The following is a 16,690-nucleotide window of genomic DNA, read 5'->3' on the forward strand; positions in this document are numbered from 1 at the left end:
TTCTTCTCAAGCGAATGCCTTCACTTCCAGCAGTCCGACGGATGCCTGGCCGCTCTGGAGCGCGACCCTGAGCTTGGTGGTGTTCACACCGGTGAACGTCACGTGGTTGTAGGCGTTGAGCGCGGTCGGGTAGGTGCCCGGGATGTCGACGTACGCGGTGCCGTTCCAGTACTGCAGCTTCCAGGAGGTCGGCAGGCGCACGCCGTCGTTGTCGTCGAAGAAGTACACGTCCGCCGACCGGATCGTCTGCGCGGCCGGCCAGGTCAGCTCGGCCCACTGCGCGCCGGTGTTGGGCCAGGTGCCCCAGCGCCGGTTGACGGTGTCGTTGGAGCTCGGCGGGTCGATGCCGTCATTGATCGCCGCGATGCTCTCCCAGGGCGAGGTGTACGACGCGGACGGCGTCGCGCTCGTGGCCAGGTTGACAGGCGTGGGACCGCCGCCGCCGACCTGGAGCTGGAACGACTTGGTCACCGGAGTGCTCCTGCTGTCGTAGTCACGCAGTTGCACGGTGAAGGTCGAGGTCCCGGCCGTCGTGGGCGTGCCGCTGATCGCGCCGGTGAACCGGTCGAGGCTGAGCCCGGCGGGCAGCGAGCCGCTGGTGACCTGCCAGTCGTAGAACGGCACCCCGCCCTTGGCGGCGAGCGTCTGCTGGTAGCTCTGGCCGGGCGTCGCCTGCGGCAGGGAGGTGGTGGTGATGGCGGGCTTGAGGAAGGGGGTGAGGTTGCGGTTCAGCTTCCAGCCCGCGTTCTCGGCCACCAGCAGGGCGAGCTTGGTGAGCATCCACCTGCGGGTCGGGAAGTAGTGCGTCCAGCCGCCGCTCTGCCCGCTCAGCCGGTCCCAGTTACGCTGGTCGCCGGGGATGTGGTAACTGCTGTCGAGTGGCACGGCGTAGCCCATGTAGTCGACGACGTCCGGGTCGTTGCCGCCGCCGCTGACGTAGGAGCGCATCCCGGCCCAGTCGCTGTGGTAGGCGACGGCGTGGCCGTACTCATGCATGACCAGGCCCTCCACGTCGAGGACCGAGCCGGCGATGTCCGTCTTGTACCAGTCCTCGTCGGCCAGGGAGGTGAACAGCTGCTTGTTCGCCTCGTCGTACTCGAAGATCATCGCGGTGGAGCGGTGGAGCGGGCCCGCGACCTGCTGGCCGTTCCTGGTGAAGTACTTGCCGTTGGCGGCGGGGTAGCCGGTCGAGTAGGGCGACTGGATTCCCCTGAAGAAGACGTACATGCCGTTGTAGGCGGCGTTGTTGGTGACGGTGATCTCGTTCTGCCAGTCGTTGCCCGGCAGGTGGTTGTTCTCCGCCCCGGCCGCCACCGTGTCGAAGGGCGTCACGTCGAAGAACCTGAACCAGTCCTTGACGGCCTCCTCGGCGGCGGTCCTGAAGGCCGGGTCGGAGAAGTAACCGGTGACCGTGTCGAAGCGGTAGTCGAAGTTGATCGGGATCGTCGGCTGCAGGGCGGTCTTCTCGTCCTGCTGGACCCTGATCGGCATCGACTGCTGGAACGTCGCGCCGCTGCCGTCCCTGATCGCCAGCTTCAGCGTGTGCATCTCGTCCTGGCCCGCGCCGCGCTTGGAGGCGATCTCCAGCTTGAACGTCTTCTGCTCCGACGCGTTCGCGAACGTCAGCGTCTTGGTGGCGCCCGTCGCGGTCAGCTGGCTGGGCAGGTCCATCATCAACCGGGAGGTGCCCTCGGCCTTGAGGTCGATCGTGACGGGGAACTGGGCGTCCTGCGGGGGTTTGACGGTCAGCTGGATGTACGGGTTGGCCAGGTACCCCTCCCAGTCGACGAGCTTGACGCCGTAGGTGTTGACCGTTCTGCCGAACATGTCGACGACCTGGGCGGCGGACAGGGCGTGGGCGGGCTGCACTCCGACGAACAAGGAGCTCAGCAGCAGGAGCGCGACGGTTAATCGCTTCATGATGTGACACACCTTTCAGTTCTTGATGCCGGTGAGCGTGACTCCCTCGATGAAGTAGCGCTGGAGGAAGAAGAACAGGGCCACGATGGGCACGATGACGGCCGCCGAGGCCGCCATCAGGTAGCCCCACTGCGTGATGAAGATGCTCTGGAACGAGGCCAGCCCGAGCGAGAGCGTGTACTTCTCCTCGTCCTGCAGGTAGAGCAGCGGGCCGAGGAAGTCGTTCCAGGTGCCGATGAAGGTGAAGATGGTGACCACGATGATGGCCGGCTTGGACAGCGGCATGACGATCGTCCAGTACACCCGCCACGGCGAGGCCCCGTCGATGTAGGCGGCCTCGTCGAGCTCGAAGGGGATCGTCAGGAAGAACTGCCGCAGCAGGAACACGTTGAACACCCCGCCGCCCGCCCCGGCGAACCAGGCGGGCACGGTGAGCGGGACGAAGGTGTTCAGCGCGCCCAGCTCCTGCCACATGACGAACGTCGGGATGATCGTCACCGCGTACGGCAGCATGACGCCGGTCAGCAGCAGCGCGAAGACGACGTTGCGCCCCTTCCACCGCAGCCGGGAGAAGCTGAAGGCGGCCACCGAGCAGGTGAACACCGTGCCGAGCACACAGATCACCGCGATGATCACCGTGTTGACCAGGTAGAGGCCGAACGGCTGGGCGGTGAGCGCCTCGCTGAAGTTCGACCACTGGAACGGGCGCGGGATCCACTCCGGCGGCGCGACGAACATCTGGCTGTCGTTCATCAGCGCGCTGCGTACCAGCCAGACGAACGGCAGCAGCGTCGGGATCGCGCCTGCGGCCAGCGCCACGTACAGCAGCGCCCTGCCGTACCTGCGCGGCCGCCGCAGGCCCTGGGTCGGCGCCACGCCCTTCGCGCGGGTCCTCTCCCGCGCCGCCAGCGTGGTCATCGGGCACCTGCCATCTCGTAGTAGACCCAGCGGCGGGCGTTGCGGAACATCAGGAACGTCACCACCATGATGATCATGAAAAGCACCCAGGCGAGCGCGCTGGCGTAGCCCATCTCGCTCTCGGTGAAGGCCTTGCGGAAGAGGTAGTAGACGTAGAAGAGCGTGGCGTGGTTGGGCCCGCCCTCGGTCATCACGTACGCCTGGTTGAACACCTGGAAGGTGCCGACCACGCCCACCACCAGGTTGTAGAAGATGGTGGGCGTCATCATCGGCAGCGTCACGTGCCAGAAGCGGCGCAACGGGCCGCCCCCGTCGATCGACACCGCCTCGTACAGGTGGCGCGGCACGCCCTGCAGCCCGGCCAGGAAGATCACCATGGTGTTGCCGAAGCCCCACGTGCTCATGATGATCAGCGACGGGATCGCCATCTCCTCGCTGTAGACCCACTGCGAGGTCGGCAGCCCGGCCTGGCGCAGCAGCGAGTTGAGCAGCCCGAAGTCGGGATTGAAGATCCAGATCCAGAGCACCACGTTGGCGATCGCCGGGACCAGCGTCGGCAGGTAGAAGATCGTCCGCCAGAGCGACAGGCCGCGCGCCTTCTGGTTGAGCAGCATGGCGACCGCGAAGCTGACGATCAGCGTGAGCGGCACCGCGCCGAGCGTGTAGTACGTCGTGGCGCTCAGCGACTTCCAGAACAGCTCGTCGTCGACCATCCTGCTGTAGTTGTCCAGGCCGACGAACGACGGGCTGCCGCCGATCTGCCAGTCGGTCAGGCTGAAGAAGAACGAGGCGACCATCGGGCCGATGGTGAAGATGGCGAACCCGAGGATGGCCGGCAACGCCATGAGGATGCCCCACCGCGTCTCGAACCTGCGCATCAGAGCGCCTGCGTGTGCTGCCAGCCCTGCAGCATCCCGGTGATCTTGGGCGCCGCGGCCTTGAGTATCTCCGCCGCGGGCCGTTTGCCGGACTCGATCTCCTGGAGGGCGGGAGTGAGCACGTCGGAGCTGATCACGGACATGTTCTTGATCCGGTTGCCGAAGGCCGGCGCGCCGTGGTCGCGGGCGTAGTCGACGACCGCGGTCCTGAACTCCGGCGGGTGCTCGGCGTTCTTGGTCCAGGAGTCGATGGCGGCCTGGTCCTCGTAGTACTTCTTCTCCTGCGGCATCCACAGGCCCTGCTTGTACAGGTCGACGTAGCGCGGGTCGTTGTGGAAGGCGAACAGCTCGACGGCCTCCTCAACGTGCTTGGTCCCGGCGAACACCGCCGACGCGCCCGCCACCTGGGTGGCGGTGAACGGCTCCGCGTATTTGGGCAGCACGCCGATGCCGTAGTCGACCTTGCTCTCGTTCATGTCGAGCAGCGACCAGTGGCCGTCGACCACCATGGCCACGCGCTTGGTCTTGAGCAGGATGTTCGTGCCGGGCACGTCGTCGCCGGTGGCGGCGAGCTGGCCGGGGCCGGGCATGACCCGGTGCTTGTAGATGAGGTCCTGGAGGTTCTGGAACACCTTGATCGCCTCGGGCGAGTCGAGCAGGCACCGCTTGCCGGCCTCGTCGGCGAAGTCGCCGCCGTTGCTGCGCAGGAAGCCGTACCAGGCCGCGCCGTAGGTGATGCTGCTGGAGAGGCCGAACTGCTTGATCTGCTTGGGGTCGAAGCCCGACTCGTCGGGATGCTTGCCGTTCTGGTCGACGGTGAGCTTGTAGGCGTTCTGGACGAGCTGGTCCCAGGTCCAGGCGGAGGCGGCGTCGGCCGGCGGGGGAGCGATGCCGGCGTCGGCGATGGCCTGCTTGCTGTACCAGAGCAGCTCGATCTCGTTGGCCGTGGCCAGGCCGTGCAGCTTGTCCTGGCCGTACCAGAGGTAGGAGTCCGGCAGGTAGCCGGCCAGCTGCGGATACTTCTTCAGATAGGGGAACAGGTCGACCAGCTTGCCCTGCTCGGCCAGGCGGAACGACATGGCCATCGGCACGTAGCCGACGTCCGGCACGCGCCCGCTGGCCACCAGGGTGTTGAGCTTGACGTCGTACTCGTCGGGGGTGAACAGCGCCTTGACCTTGACGCCCGGCTTCTTCTGCTCGAACTGCCTGAGCATCTTCTCCACGGCCTTCTGCTCGAAGGTGGAGCCCCAGTACATGAACTGCAGTTGCTTGGCGCCGGTCGATCCGCCGCCGCCGCTCCCACACGCGGCCGCCGCCGCGCCGAGCGCCGCGAGACCGCCGATCTTGAAGAGGTCACGTCTATTCATGGGGGTGATTCCTTTACACGAGGGGGATCCAGACCCGCATCCCGCGGCCGTCACGGTTGTCCCACTGGTAGTAGGGGATCGCCGTGGCGGTCACGCGGGAGCCGGTCGAGAGCTCCCCGGGGGGTGTGGTGGTGTACGGCAGGCCGCCCACCGGCTGGGAAACGACTTGGGCGTCGGCCTCGATCAGGACGGTGCGCCCGACGCCGTCGAGGTCGTCCTTGTCCAGGACGCGCAGTTCGGCGCCCGCGGGCAGCGCCAGATCCGGAAGGTCCACGCCTTCGGGCTGGTCGGCCTGCTCGAAGCAGTAGACGAGCGGCCCGCGCTCCACGGCGACGCATCCCCTGACGGCGTCGACGCGGCGGTGCGGGTGGACGAGCCGGGGCGCCATGTCCAGCTCCAGCTCGACGGTGTCGCCCGCCCGCCACTCGCGGGTCAGCACGACATAGCCGCGCTCGTCCGGTACGGCCACCGCAGACTCGCCGCCGACCGTCACCGTGGTGGAGGCGCTCCACGCGGGCACCCGCAGCGCCAGCGACCACGGGGTGCCGGGCGCGCGCTCCACGGTGAACGTGACGCGGCCGTTCCAGGGGTAGTCGGTGGCGACGGCCAGCGTGAGTTCGCCGTCGGTGACGGTCCCCGGCATGTACTGGTGGACGAGCAGGGTGTTCGCGGCGGACGCCGCGATGTAGCCGCCGAGGGAGGAGATGAGCCGCATGATGTTCGGCGGGCAGCAGGCGCAGGCGAACCACTCGCGCCGCCGACCGGCGTAGGCTCCTTCGACGTGGTCGTCCCTGCGCTGGAGCGGGTTGACATAGAAGAAGCGGATGCCGTCGGCCGAGGTCGAGGCGGCGAAGGCGTTGTAGAGCGTGCGCTCGATCAGGTCGGCGTAGCGGCCGTGGCCGGTGGCCAGGAGCAGCCGCCAGTTCCAGTGGATGCTGGCGATGGCCGCGCAGCTCTCGTTGTAGGCGCGATCCGGCGGCAGCTCCCAGCGGTCGCCGAACGCCTCGTCGGAGTGGCGGCTGCCCATGCCCCCGGTCAGGTGCGTCTTGGTGGCGACCAGGTCCTCCCAGCGCCGGATCGAGCACTCCAGCAGCGACTCGTCGCCGGTCTCCAGGTAGACGTCGACGATGCCCGCCTCCAGGTACAGCTGGCGCACCGCGTGGCCGACCGCCGTGTCCGCCTCCCTGACCGGCAGGTGGTCCTGGGCGTACAGGATGCCGAGCCCGCTGTCGCGGATGAGCCCCTTGCCCCTGTTGTCGATCAGCTTCGCGGCCAGGTCCAGGTAGGAACGCTCGCCGGTGACCCGGTAGAGCTCCACCAGCGCGGTCTCGACCTCGGCGTGCCCGTCGATGCCGTCGTTTCCGCCGCGCAGGAAGACCTCCGCCAGATGGTCGGCGAACTTCCGGGCGACCGCGAGCAGTTCCGCGCCGGTGCCCGCGCGGGTGGCGGCGACGGCGGCCTGGAACAGGTGACCCGCGCAGTACATCTCGTGGCTGTACTCGAGCTCGGCGTAGATCTTGTCCGGCTTGACGACCTGGTAGTGGGAGTTGAGGTAGCCGTCGGGCCGCTGGGCGCGCTTGAGCACCTCGGCCGCCTGCTCGACGAACTCCGGATACTCCGCCGACGGGCGCCTGGCGTGCTCCCAGGCGACGGCCTCGAGCTGCTTGTACAGGTCGGAGTCCTGGAAGCGGTAGCCGCGGAACTCGCCGTCGGTGCCCGCCCCGGCTCCGGCCAGCCTGAGGTTGGGCAGGCTGCCCGCCTCTTCCATCTGCTCCAGCCCGAGCGGGATGCTCGCCGCGCGGTTGACGCTCTGCCACCGCCCGAACGGACCACCGGTGATCACGACGTCGTGGATGCCCAGCGGCCGCTGCACGGCCTTAGATTCCGCGGTCGGTACGGCAGGGCCGCAGGCCTGGTCCATCGAACTCCTCGCACATGGGGAATAGGCTTTCCTTGGCGAACAGTAAGGTGTTACACATCACTGGTCAACCCTCTGGGTAGTTGGACCGTGACCAGGATGTCGAGGGAGGGAAACCGGTTGTCTGAATTTTCCCAGCGCGCAGTGACCATCCGTGAGGTCGCCGCGGCCGCCGGAGTGTCGATCGGCACGGCGTCCAAGGCGCTCAACGGCCAAGGCCGGCTGCGCGAGGAGACCAGGGCGCGGGTGATCGCCGCCGCCGAGCGCCTGGAGTTCCGGCCGAACAAGCTCGCCCAGGGCCTGCTGCACGGCCGTACCTTCACCGTCGGCCTGGTGACGTGCGACAGCTTCGGGCGCTTCAGCATCCCGGTCATGCTCGGCGCCGAGGACGCGCTGGGCGCCGGTCAGATCTCGGTGTTCATGTGCGACACGCGCGACGACCCGATCAGGGAGCAGCACTACGTCGAGCGTCTTCTGGCCAGGCGGGTGGAGGGCATCATCGTCACCGGCCGGCGTACCGAGCCCCGGCCGAGCATCGGCACCGGCCTGCCCGTCCCGGTCGTCTACGCCATGACCCAGTCGACCGAACCCACCGACTTCTCGGTGATCCCCGACGACCTGGGCGGGAGCCTCCTGGCCGTACGGCATCTGCTGGCCACCGGACGGCGGCGGATCGGCCACATCACCGGGCCGCAGCGCTTCCTGGCCGCGCGGACGCGCGCGGCGGGGTTCGCCGACGCCCTGGCGGAGGCGGGAGCGACGGCGGCGGGCGAGACGCTGTTCGGGGAGTGGTCGGAGGAGTGGGGGCGGCAGGGCGCCGACATCCTGCTCCGCACCCAGCCGGACGTGGACGCGGTGTTCTGCGGCAGCGACCAGATCGCCAGGGGGGTCGCCGAGACGCTCAGGGATCGTGGCCGGCGCATTCCCGACGACGTGGCGCTCGTGGGCTTCGACAACTGGGCGCCGATGGCGCTCGGCTCGCGGCCGCCGCTCACCACGGTCGACATGAACCTCGGTGAGATCGGGCGGGCGGCCGCCACGCATCTGCTGGACGTGATCGGCGGCGTGCCGCACCAGGGCGGGGTACGGCGGATGCCGTGCAGCCTGGTGCTGCGGGAGTCGACCCGCGCCTGAGGGGTTGCGTGGGGGGTTTGTCGACCCGCGCCTGAGGAGTTGTGGTCAGGCGGTCGGACATTCGGAGCGAATCTGGAGTGTCTGGGCAACGTCGGCTAACGGCTGCGCCACCGGTCCCCTCGCCTGGACCGGCGGGCCGTACGGCCTTAAAGGCAGCCGGCCGACTCTGATCGCCATCCTCCCGCCGCGCACCCGCCGTCGCGGCGGCCAAAGGCCGATGGGCGGGCGCATTTCGAATTCAGGAGGTGCCGGTCATTATCGCCGCGGTGATTGCCGGAGCGGCAATCTCAGTGAGCCGCCTCGTACTGCTCCACGATGGTCGCGGCGATACGTCCGCGCTCGCTCACGGGTAGTCCCGCCTGCTTCGCCCACTGGCGAATTTCGGTGGACTTGTCGCGGCTGACCGAGCGTGCCGAGCCGACTCCGCGACGGACCTTACCACCGCGCTCCTTGCGGACCTGACGCGCCTTGACCAGGAACGGGGCAAGGGCTTTGCGCAACTTCTCCTCGTTCTTATCCGACAGGTCGATCTCGTAGGCAAAGCCGTCGAGGCCGAACCTGATTGTGTTCTCGGACGACAAGGCGGATCCGTCGAGGTCGTCAAGGAAGATCTCTTGAATTTGCTTGGCCATGCTGGTGCTCCGAATTCAGAGGCGAGAAGACAATGAGTACTGTAGCGTACGGTGCCGTTGTCCGGCGCACCCCTGGGGCGGTGGACAACCAGGACAAAGAAAGCTCGGCTAATTGCATAGCGAGCTATTTCATTCCCGCTATCCGGGGCGGTCGCGGCGTCAGTGCGTCGCGGGTCCACGAGCCCAGCACCAACAGCGTTTTGGTGCCCGTGACGTTCCCGGCGCGGCGCAGGTGATCGATGACCTGCTGGAGATGACCGAGGTCGCGGGCCCGTACGTGGATCAGCGCGTCGGGGTCGCCGGCGATGGTGAAAACGGCCTGAACCTCCGCCACGTCGGTCGCCGTGCGGACGATCTCGCTCACCGGTGTCGTGCCCGCGTAACGCAGTTCGGTGAACGCCTCGATGCCCCATCCGAGCTTGGCGTAGTCGATCTGCACGCTGAAACCGGTGATGACGCCGATCTCTTTGAGCCGGTCCACCCGGCGCTTGACCGCGGCCACGGAAAGGCCGATCGTGCCCGCCATGTCGGAGAAGGTGCGGCGCCCGTCCTCGCGCAGCAGGCGCAACACCCGATGATCAATGTCATCTATTTCTGGCATGTGGGCACTCCTCGGTTTTTGATGGAAAGAACCATAGCGAAAGAGGCCGAGGCCGCAAAGGTTTTGCGTCTTTGTCGTGTCTTCTTGGTCGATACTTGCGCGATGCCCGCCCGCGTTGCTGTGCTGGGGTCTCCACGAACCCCAGGGAGGCCCGCATGAGCGTCACCCTCGACGACAAGTACACGGCCGCGGACGGTCGCGTGCTCATGTCGGGCCTGCAGGCCCTCGTCCGGCTGACGCTCGAACAGCGCCGCCTGGACCAGGAGCGCGGGCTGGACACGCGCGTGTTCGTCTCCGGCTACCCGGGCTCGCCGCTGGCCGGCGTCGACCTGGAGATGGGCCGGGCCGCCCGGCTGCTCGACCCCGCGGGCGTGGTCGTCCGTCCGGCGCTCAACGAGGAACTGGCCGCCACCGCCGTGGCGGGAACCCAGCTCCTGGAGCGCCTGCCGGGCCGGCGGCACGACGGCGTGACCGGCTTCTGGTACGGCAAGAGCCCCGGCCTCGACCGCGCCGCCGACGCCATCCGGCACGGCAACCTGGCCGGCACCGCCGCGCTCGGCGGCGCGGTGGCCTGGATCGGCGACGACCCCGGCAGCAAGTCCTCGACCGTGCCCAGCACATGCGAGCCGATGTGCCAGAGCCTGTGCGTGCCGCTGCTCGCGCCGGGCTCGGTGGCGGAGATCATCGAGTTCGGGCTGCACGCGGTCGCCCTCTCGCGCGCCAGCGGTCTGTGGACCGGCTTGAAGATCGTCGCCGACCTGGCGGACGCGTCGGCCACCGTCGACCTCGGCTCGCTGCGTGACGGCATCCCGGCCCCTGACCACCCGAGCCGCCCCACCCCGGCCGCCCTGGTCGGCCCGGCCGCGCTGGACGCCGAGCACGACATGCTGACCCGGCGGCTCGACCTGGCCCGCGACTACGCCCGCGCGCACGGCCTGAACCGGGTGGTGGCCGGCTCGTCGCACGCCCGCCTGGGCATCGTCGCCTCCGGCGCGTCCTTCGCGGTGGTGCGCCGGGCGCTGGCCGACCTCGGGCTGGACGAGGCCGCGATCGAGGACCTGGGCCTGCGGCTGATCCGGCTCGGCATGCCGTACCCGCTGGCGCCCGCCGACCTGGCCGCCATGACCGCGGACCTGGACCGAGTGCTCGTGGTGGAGGACAAGGTCCCGTTCCTGGAGGGACAGCTGAAGCAGGCGCTGTACGACGTCGCCCGCACCCCCGCCGACCGCGACCCGCTCCCCGCCCCCGGCACCCCCGCTGTCGTCGGGCGCGAGTTGCTCACCCCCCGCGGCACGCTCGGCGCGGAGGACGTGGCCAAGGCGCTGGCCACCTTCGCCGACACGCTGCCACGGACCACCGTCCACCTGGCTCCCGCCCGGAAGCCGCAGCCGCGCCGCCTGCTGCCGCTGGTCGCCGCGCGCACGCCGTACTTCTGCTCGGGCTGCCCGCACAACACCTCCACCCGTACGTCGGACAGCACGCTGGTCGGCGTCGGCATCGGCTGCCACGCCATGATCGCCCTGGACGGCGCCGGACGCGGCAACCAGGTCGGCCTCACCCAGATGGGCGGCGAGGGCGCCCAGTGGATCGGCCTGGCCCCCTTCACCGACGACCGGCACTTCGTGCAGAACCTCGGCGACGGCACCTTCCACCACTCCGGCTCGCTGGCCGTCCGGGCCGCCGTCGCGGCCGGGGTGCGGATCACGTACAAGCTGCTCTACAACGACGCCGTCGCCATGACCGGCGGCCAGCGCGCGGAGGGCCGCCTCGACGTGCCCGCGCTGACGCGGTCGCTGGCCGCCGAGGGAGTCCGCCGGATCGTGATCACCACCCCCGAACCGGAGACCTACCGGGGCGTCCGGCTCGCGCCGATCGCCACCGTACGGCACCGCGACGGGCTGGCGGCGGCCGAGCAGGAGCTGGCCGAACTCGACGGGGTGAGCGTGCTCATCCACGACGACCGGTGCGCGGCCGACGAACGCCGCCTGCGCAAGCGCGGCAAACTGCCCGTACCGGTGGAGAAGGTCGTGGTCAACGAGCGGGTCTGCGAGGGCTGCGGCGACTGCGGCGAAGTGTCGACCTGCCTGTCGGTGCAGCCCGTGGAGACCGTGTACGGCCGCAAGACCCGGATCCACCAGCCGTCCTGCAACTCCGACCTGAGCTGCCTCAAGGGCGACTGTCCGTCGTTCCTGCTGGTCAAGCCGGGCAGGGCACGGCCAGTCCCGGAGCTTCCGGCGGATCGTGGGCCACGGCCGATCCAAGCACTCGGCGCACGGCCGGTCCTGGAGATTCCGGTGGAGCTGACCGAGCCGGTCACCCGATTCCCCGATCGTGAGGTGTTGCTGCGGATGCCCGGCATCGGTGGCACGGGCGTCGTAACGGTCTCGCAGATCCTGCAGATGGCGGCCCACCTCGACGGCCTGCACGCGGCCGGCCTCGAACAGACCGGGCTGGCGCAGAAGGGCGGCCCGGTCGTCAGCGACGTCCGCATCTCCCCGCACCCGATCGCCGGCTCCCCGAAGGCGTCGCACGGCACCGCCGACGTGCTGATCGGCTTCGACCTGCTCGGCGCGGCGGCCGACACGAACCTGGCGGTCGCCGCGCCGGACCGTACCGTCGCCGTGGTCAGCAGCGCCGTCGTGCCGACCGCCGCGATGGTGACCGGCCGCGTCACCGTACCGGACTCGCCCGCCGACGCGATCACCCGCGTCGAGTCGGCCACCCGGAGCGCCGACAACCTCTACCTCGACGCCCACGGGCTCGCCGAGGCGCTGTTCGGCGACCACATGCCCGCCAACATGCTGCTCGTCGGCGCCGCGTACCAGCACGGCTGCCTGCCGGTCTCCGCCGAGGCCGTCGAGCGGGCCATCCGGCTCAACGGGGCCGCGGCCGAGCAGAACCTCGCGGCGTTCCGCTGGGGCCGGGCCGCCGTCGCCGACCGCCAGGCGGTGCTGGCGGCCGTGGAGACTCCCGCTCCGCAGGCCGAGACGTTCGATCAGGCCCTGGCCACGCGGATCGCCGACCTGACCGGCTACCGCGACGCGGCCTACGCCGCCCGGTACGCCGAGGACGTGCGCCGCGTGGCCGCGCTCGCCGCCGACCGCGCGGGGGAGGAGGCCGCCGCGCCGATCGCCCTCGCCTACGCCAAGGGGCTGCACAAGCTCATGGCCTACAAGGACGAGTACGAGGTCGCCCGGCTGCACCTGGACCCGGCCGAGCGGGCCAGGCGGGAGCGGGAGTACGGCGCTGACGCCACCGTGTCGGTGCTGCTGCACCCGCCGCTGCTGCGCGCGCTGGGCATGAAGCGCAAGATCCGGCTGCGCCGCTCGGCGAACGTCGTCTTCCGCGTGCTGCGCGCCGCCAGGTTCCTGCGGGGTACGCCGTTCGACGTGTTCGGGTACGCAGGAGTACGCCGCGTCGAGCGGGCGATCATCACCGAGTACCGTGACCTGATGCGTGACGCTCTCGCCCGGCTGAGCCCGGCGACCGCCGACGCCGTGGCCGCGATCGCGGCGCTGCCGGAGGCGGTTCGCGGGTATGAGGACATCAAGCTCGCGCGGGTCGCGGAGTTCCGCGATCGCGCCAGGACCGCCCTCGCGCAGCTGAGCGAGCCCACCGGACCCCGCTCTCTGGAGAGAACGTGACCGTCGACCGCTTGCTGCCCAGCCCTCTGGAGAGAACGTGACCGTCGACCGCCTGCTGCCCACCCAGGACGCCGAGGACCTCATCGCCCTCACCCGGGACATCGCCGACAAAGAGCTGGCGAGCCGGGTCGACGAGCATGAGCGCGCCGAGACCTATCCGGAGGGCCTGTTCGCCACGCTCGGCGCCGCCGGACTGCTCGGCCTGCCGTACCCGGAGGAGCTCGGCGGCGGCGGCCAGCCGTACGAGGTCTACCTGCAGGTGCTGGAGGAACTGGCGGCCCGCTGGGCCGCCGTCGCGGTGGCCACCAGCGTGCACACCCTCGCCTGCTTCCCCGTGGCCACCTACGGCACACCCGAGCAGCGCGAACGCTGGCTGCCCGACATGCTGGCGGGCCGAATCGTCGGCGGCTACAGCCTGTCCGAACCCCAGGCCGGATCCGACGCCGCCGCCCTCACCTGCAAGGCGGAGAAGGTCGAGAACGGCTACCGCATCACCGGCAACAAGGCGTGGATCACCCACGGCGGCAAGGCCGACTTCTACGCCCTGTTCGCCCGCACGGGACAGGGCAGCCGCGGCATCTCCTGCTTCCTGGCCCCCGGCGCGGCCGACGGCCTGACCTTCGGCCGCCCGGAGGAGAAGATGGGCCTGCACGCCATCCCCACCACCAGCGCGCACTGGGACGGCGTCGTCATCGAGGCCGACCGCCTGCTCGGCGAGGAAGGCCAGGGCCTGCCCATCGCCTTCAGCGCCCTCGACTCCGGCCGCCTCGGCATCGCCGCCTGCGCGACCGGCCTCGCCCAGGCCGCCCTGGACGCCTCGGTCGCCTACGCCAAGGAACGCCAGACGTTCGGCCGCAAGATCATCGACCACCAGGGCCTGGGCTTCCTGCTCGCGGACATGGCGGCGGCCGTGGACAGCGCCCGCGCCACGTACCTGGACGCCGCCCGCCGCCGCGACGCCGGCCGTCCGTACGGTCGACAGGCCAGCGTCGCCAAGCTGGTGGCCACGGACGCCGCGATGAAGGTGACCACGGACGCGGTGCAGGTGTTCGGGGGGTACGGGTACACGCGTGAGTTTCGGGTGGAGCGGTACATGCGCGAGGCCAAAATCATGCAGATCTTCGAGGGCACAAACCAGATCCAAAGGCTGGTGATCAGCCGCGACCTGGCCCGCTGACCCTGACCTGTCCCGCGCCCACCCGTTACCCGATTCGGTGGTTGCCCGTCTGATGCCCGCCCCGCCAAACACCCGGCCACCAGGGGAGACCGGGCTCTCTGCGTTGGATGTCGTGGGCTTATGCCGAGCTAGGGGAGGTCGAACTCACCGTCTTTGCTACCTTCGATGAAGGCGCGCCACTCGCCAGGAGTGAACACCAGGGCCGCTCCATCTGGATCCTTGCTGTGCCGGACGGCGACAACACCGGGAAGGTTCCGTGCTACTTCCACACAGTTGTTACCGCCGCCGCTGCGGCTGCTCTTGCGCCAATCGGCCTGTGAGAGATCAATCATGGGATAGATCATCCTTGATTTCAGAGATCAGCCCCAGGGAGTCATCCGGGGCCAGTGCCGCCTTGCAAATACGGTCAAACACGAGCCTACAGCGCTCAACCTGCTCCGCGCTCTCCACGTAGATGTCGCCTGCGGTTCCCTCAACGTAGACAACATCGGGGTCTATCGGCTCGGAGAAGGTAAGCAGAGTGAACGCTCCCTCCAGTCCCGCGTGTTCGCCCGCACCGAAGGGGAGGATGCGGATCGTTACATTAGTTCGACGCGCTGAGATGAGAAGCGCCTCCAACTGCTCATGCATTATCTGGCGACTGCCGATAGGACGACGGATGGCGGCCTCGTCCAAGATCGCGATGAGCTGTGGCGCATTGGGACGGCTGAGCAAGGTGCGTCGCGCCATGCGGGCCATGACCCGCCGCTGCACCTCGTCATCGGGGCGAAGCGTATCGATCACCGTCCGAGCGTAATCCTCGGTTTGCAGAAGGCCAGGGATGAGCTGGACCTCCCATTGGCAGATCAGGGCCGCATCGTCCTCCAAGCCGATGTAGGAACCGGTGAATACATCGGCATAGGCCGTCCACCATCCCCGCTGGCGTACCTCCTTCGCAAGCTGTATCAGCCCGGCGCGAGTCGATGACCCAGCTCCATACAGATCACAGACGGCGGCTACGTCGGCGCGGCTCGCCATGGTTCGCCCCGTCTCAATGCGGCTGACCTTGCTCCGGCTCCAGCCAAGCTGAGCGGCGGCAGCTTCGGGAGTCAGCCCGCTGTCTTCTCGCATCCTTCGCAGCTCGCGCGCAAGACGTCGGAGTCTCACGGTTGGGCTGTGGGTTGATGACATGGAGATCAGTGTGCCAGATCGGTGGTCAGCATGTTCTGAGAATGCTCGAATCTCGTTCAGTGTGCACAGTGCATTGACAGGATGAGCGACGTCGACTCATGATGACCTGGTAATGCTCCAGGCGGCCATCATTGCGATTGGCTCTCAAGCGTGACCATGGTCAATCGGTGTGGAGCTCGAGGCCGCAGGCCAGGTCAATGGACACGTTCATCCCGAAAGGGGGATGTCGGCATGCGCTATTTCGATCACGAAGAGCAACGATTCATTCACCTGGTGCGATTGACGTGGGATCTGTCTCGGCTCGGGGTGGCGCTGGCGGTGCAGTGGCCACGGCGTGATGAGCCGTTCATCTTCATTCCTCGGGCGCGAGGGGCGTTGCGGGTTCGGGCTGCCCTGAGGGGTGAGCACTGGGTCTTCACGTGGGGTCATGGTCGGTGTCGGCGGGTGGAGGCGTACGACGCGGACGCGGTTGCCCGGGTCTGGGAGGAGACGCAGTGACGGAGCGGTTTCTGAGCGAGATGGTGTTCCCCGGCGAGAAGTGGGTGGTGCCCGCGGCTCGTCGCTGCGTCGCAGCGGTCCTGCTGGGAGCGGGATACCAGGACGCGGACAGCGCGCGGTTGATCGTCAGCGAGTTGGTAGCGAACGCGCTCCAGCGCACCGCCTCGGGATGTGGGGGCGGTCTTGTCGCGGTGGATGTGCTCGGCCTCAATGCGGGGCTGGCTCGGATCGAGGTGACCGACGACGGAGCGGACACTGTTCCGCGTCCGCGCTTGTCCGATGACCTGGCCTCTCACGGGCGCGGCCTGCGACTGGTGGAGCAGATCGCGGCCGCATGGGGTGTGCGCCCGTTGGCCGGTCGGCAACTCACGGTCTGGGCGGAGGTGCGCATGAGCCAGGGCGTTCCTGTCTGTGTCGAAGAGTGCGTGATAAGCGCGGTTGCCCCAAGAGGCCCCAGGTGATGGCGGTGAGTTGGGTGTTCGATCAAGGGTTGTTCCCCCTTTGCTGCATGGCATCTCACGTGCCAGCTATCGAGTCGCATTACGACCGGCTGGCCTGGAACCTTTTACGCGGCGGTGAGCCGGACGGCCGGGTCCTGCGTTGGACATGCGACTGCGAGGAGGTCGTTTATGAATTGATCGCGCTCGGTGGACTGCGGTTCATTCGCAGGACCGATTGTCGGGGCGGGCAGACGACCATACACGAGAGCGACCGTTGGCCCATCCATGCAGCGGACAGCGTATCCATTCACGCCTGTGATTGATCAGGCGTTTTGCGGTGGCATCCAGGGGTTCCCGGCCAGGGCGTCACGGAGGGCATCGAGTGGGTGGATG

The 16,690-nt window shown here is 68.7% G+C and carries 13 protein-coding genes; 4 read left to right on the forward strand and 9 right to left on the reverse strand.

The genetic code is table 11. The features are described 5' to 3' along the window. Positions 1-6: 6 nt before the first annotated feature. The 5 genes from AB0L53_RS46815 to AB0L53_RS46835 are packed head-to-tail and all read right to left on the reverse strand — an operon-like array spanning position 7 to position 6,956. Complete coding sequence (locus AB0L53_RS46815; protein ID WP_364009471.1) at positions 7-1,920, reverse strand: Ig domain-containing protein; 1,914 nt, start codon at positions 1,918-1,920, stop codon at positions 7-9. Between the two features lie 15 nt (positions 1,921-1,935). Further along, positions 1,936-2,838 (reverse strand): carbohydrate ABC transporter permease, encoded by a 903-nt coding sequence (locus AB0L53_RS46820; protein WP_364009474.1) that lies wholly within the window; start codon positions 2,836-2,838, stop codon positions 1,936-1,938. Continuing rightward, a complete protein-coding gene (locus AB0L53_RS46825) occupies positions 2,835-3,716 on the reverse strand; it encodes a sugar ABC transporter permease (RefSeq protein ID WP_358184488.1) in 882 nt (293 codons plus the stop codon). Before AB0L53_RS46825 ends, AB0L53_RS46820 begins: the two co-directional genes overlap by 4 nt. Next, complete coding sequence (locus AB0L53_RS46830; RefSeq protein ID WP_364009478.1) at positions 3,716-5,083, reverse strand: extracellular solute-binding protein; 1,368 nt, start codon at positions 5,081-5,083, stop codon at positions 3,716-3,718. The genes AB0L53_RS46825 and AB0L53_RS46830 overlap by 1 nt, the downstream gene beginning before the upstream one ends. A 13-nt stretch (positions 5,084-5,096) precedes the next feature. Further along, the gene (locus tag AB0L53_RS46835; RefSeq protein WP_364009481.1) at positions 5,097-6,956 is read right to left on the reverse strand and encodes a beta-L-arabinofuranosidase domain-containing protein; all 1,860 of its coding nucleotides are present in this window, start codon (positions 6,954-6,956) and stop codon (positions 5,097-5,099) included. A gap of 189 nt (positions 6,957-7,145) precedes the next feature. Between AB0L53_RS46835 and AB0L53_RS46840 the strand changes: the two genes are divergently transcribed. Then, the gene (locus AB0L53_RS46840; protein WP_364009484.1) at positions 7,146-8,135 is read left to right on the forward strand and encodes a LacI family DNA-binding transcriptional regulator; all 990 of its coding nucleotides are present in this window, start codon (positions 7,146-7,148) and stop codon (positions 8,133-8,135) included. Positions 8,136-8,422: 287 nt separating this feature from the next. Here the strand turns inward: AB0L53_RS46840 and AB0L53_RS46845 are convergent, their stop codons facing one another. Together AB0L53_RS46845 and AB0L53_RS46850 are read right to left on the reverse strand one after the other, a co-directional pair. Further along, entirely contained in the window at positions 8,423-8,767 is a 345-nt protein-coding gene (locus tag AB0L53_RS46845) for an Lsr2 family protein (RefSeq protein WP_214643165.1), read from the reverse strand. A 124-nt stretch (positions 8,768-8,891) separates the two neighbouring features. Next, positions 8,892-9,368, reverse strand: a complete 477-nt coding sequence (locus tag AB0L53_RS46850; protein WP_364009487.1) for an Lrp/AsnC family transcriptional regulator — start codon at positions 9,366-9,368, stop codon at positions 8,892-8,894. Between the two features lie 95 nt (positions 9,369-9,463). Here AB0L53_RS46850 and AB0L53_RS46855 point away from each other — a divergent pair, with 95 nt between their 5' ends. Both AB0L53_RS46855 and AB0L53_RS46860 read left to right on the forward strand, forming a co-directional pair. Continuing rightward, the gene (locus AB0L53_RS46855) at positions 9,464-13,012 is read left to right on the forward strand and encodes an indolepyruvate ferredoxin oxidoreductase family protein (RefSeq protein WP_364009490.1); all 3,549 of its coding nucleotides are present in this window, start codon (positions 9,464-9,466) and stop codon (positions 13,010-13,012) included. A 37-nt stretch (positions 13,013-13,049) separates the two neighbouring features. After that, complete coding sequence (locus tag AB0L53_RS46860) at positions 13,050-14,189, forward strand: acyl-CoA dehydrogenase family protein (protein ID WP_364009493.1); 1,140 nt, start codon at positions 13,050-13,052, stop codon at positions 14,187-14,189. A gap of 128 nt (positions 14,190-14,317) precedes the next feature. Here AB0L53_RS46860 and AB0L53_RS46865 read toward each other — a convergent pair whose 3' ends face one another. Together AB0L53_RS46865 and AB0L53_RS46870 are read right to left on the reverse strand one after the other, a co-directional pair. Then, complete coding sequence (locus tag AB0L53_RS46865) at positions 14,318-14,521, reverse strand: DUF397 domain-containing protein (protein WP_357645878.1); 204 nt, start codon at positions 14,519-14,521, stop codon at positions 14,318-14,320. Then, complete coding sequence (locus AB0L53_RS46870; RefSeq protein ID WP_364009496.1) at positions 14,514-15,359, reverse strand: helix-turn-helix transcriptional regulator; 846 nt, start codon at positions 15,357-15,359, stop codon at positions 14,514-14,516. Before AB0L53_RS46870 ends, AB0L53_RS46865 begins: the two co-directional genes overlap by 8 nt. Positions 15,360-15,853: 494 nt before the next feature. Between AB0L53_RS46870 and AB0L53_RS46875 the strand changes: the two genes are divergently transcribed. Beyond that, positions 15,854-16,318: an ATP-binding protein gene (locus AB0L53_RS46875; RefSeq protein WP_364009499.1), complete on the forward strand. Its 465-nt coding sequence runs from the start codon at positions 15,854-15,856 to the stop codon at positions 16,316-16,318. The last annotated feature ends 372 nt before the right edge of the window (positions 16,319-16,690 follow it).

This window comes from Nonomuraea sp. NPDC052129, from assembly GCF_040680095.1.
Classification (GTDB): Bacteria; Actinomycetota; Actinomycetes; order Streptosporangiales; family Streptosporangiaceae; genus Nonomuraea.

Coding starts and splice junctions, on each gene's coding strand:
- AB0L53_RS46870 (WP_364009496.1), bottom strand. CDS start 15,359: ATGTCATCAACCCACAGCCCAACCGTGAGACTCCGACGTCTTGCGCGC.
- AB0L53_RS46830 (WP_364009478.1), bottom strand. CDS start 5,083: ATGAATAGACGTGACCTCTTCAAGATCGGCGGTCTCGCGGCGCTCGGC.
- AB0L53_RS46815 (WP_364009471.1), bottom strand. CDS start 1,920: ATGAAGCGATTAACCGTCGCGCTCCTGCTGCTGAGCTCCTTGTTCGTC.
- AB0L53_RS46865 (WP_357645878.1), bottom strand. CDS start 14,521: ATGATTGATCTCTCACAGGCCGATTGGCGCAAGAGCAGCCGCAGCGGC.
- AB0L53_RS46850 (WP_364009487.1), bottom strand. CDS start 9,368: ATGCCAGAAATAGATGACATTGATCATCGGGTGTTGCGCCTGCTGCGC.
- AB0L53_RS46825 (WP_358184488.1), bottom strand. CDS start 3,716: ATGCGCAGGTTCGAGACGCGGTGGGGCATCCTCATGGCGTTGCCGGCC.
- AB0L53_RS46845 (WP_214643165.1), bottom strand. CDS start 8,767: ATGGCCAAGCAAATTCAAGAGATCTTCCTTGACGACCTCGACGGATCC.
- AB0L53_RS46820 (WP_364009474.1), bottom strand. CDS start 2,838: ATGACCACGCTGGCGGCGCGGGAGAGGACCCGCGCGAAGGGCGTGGCG.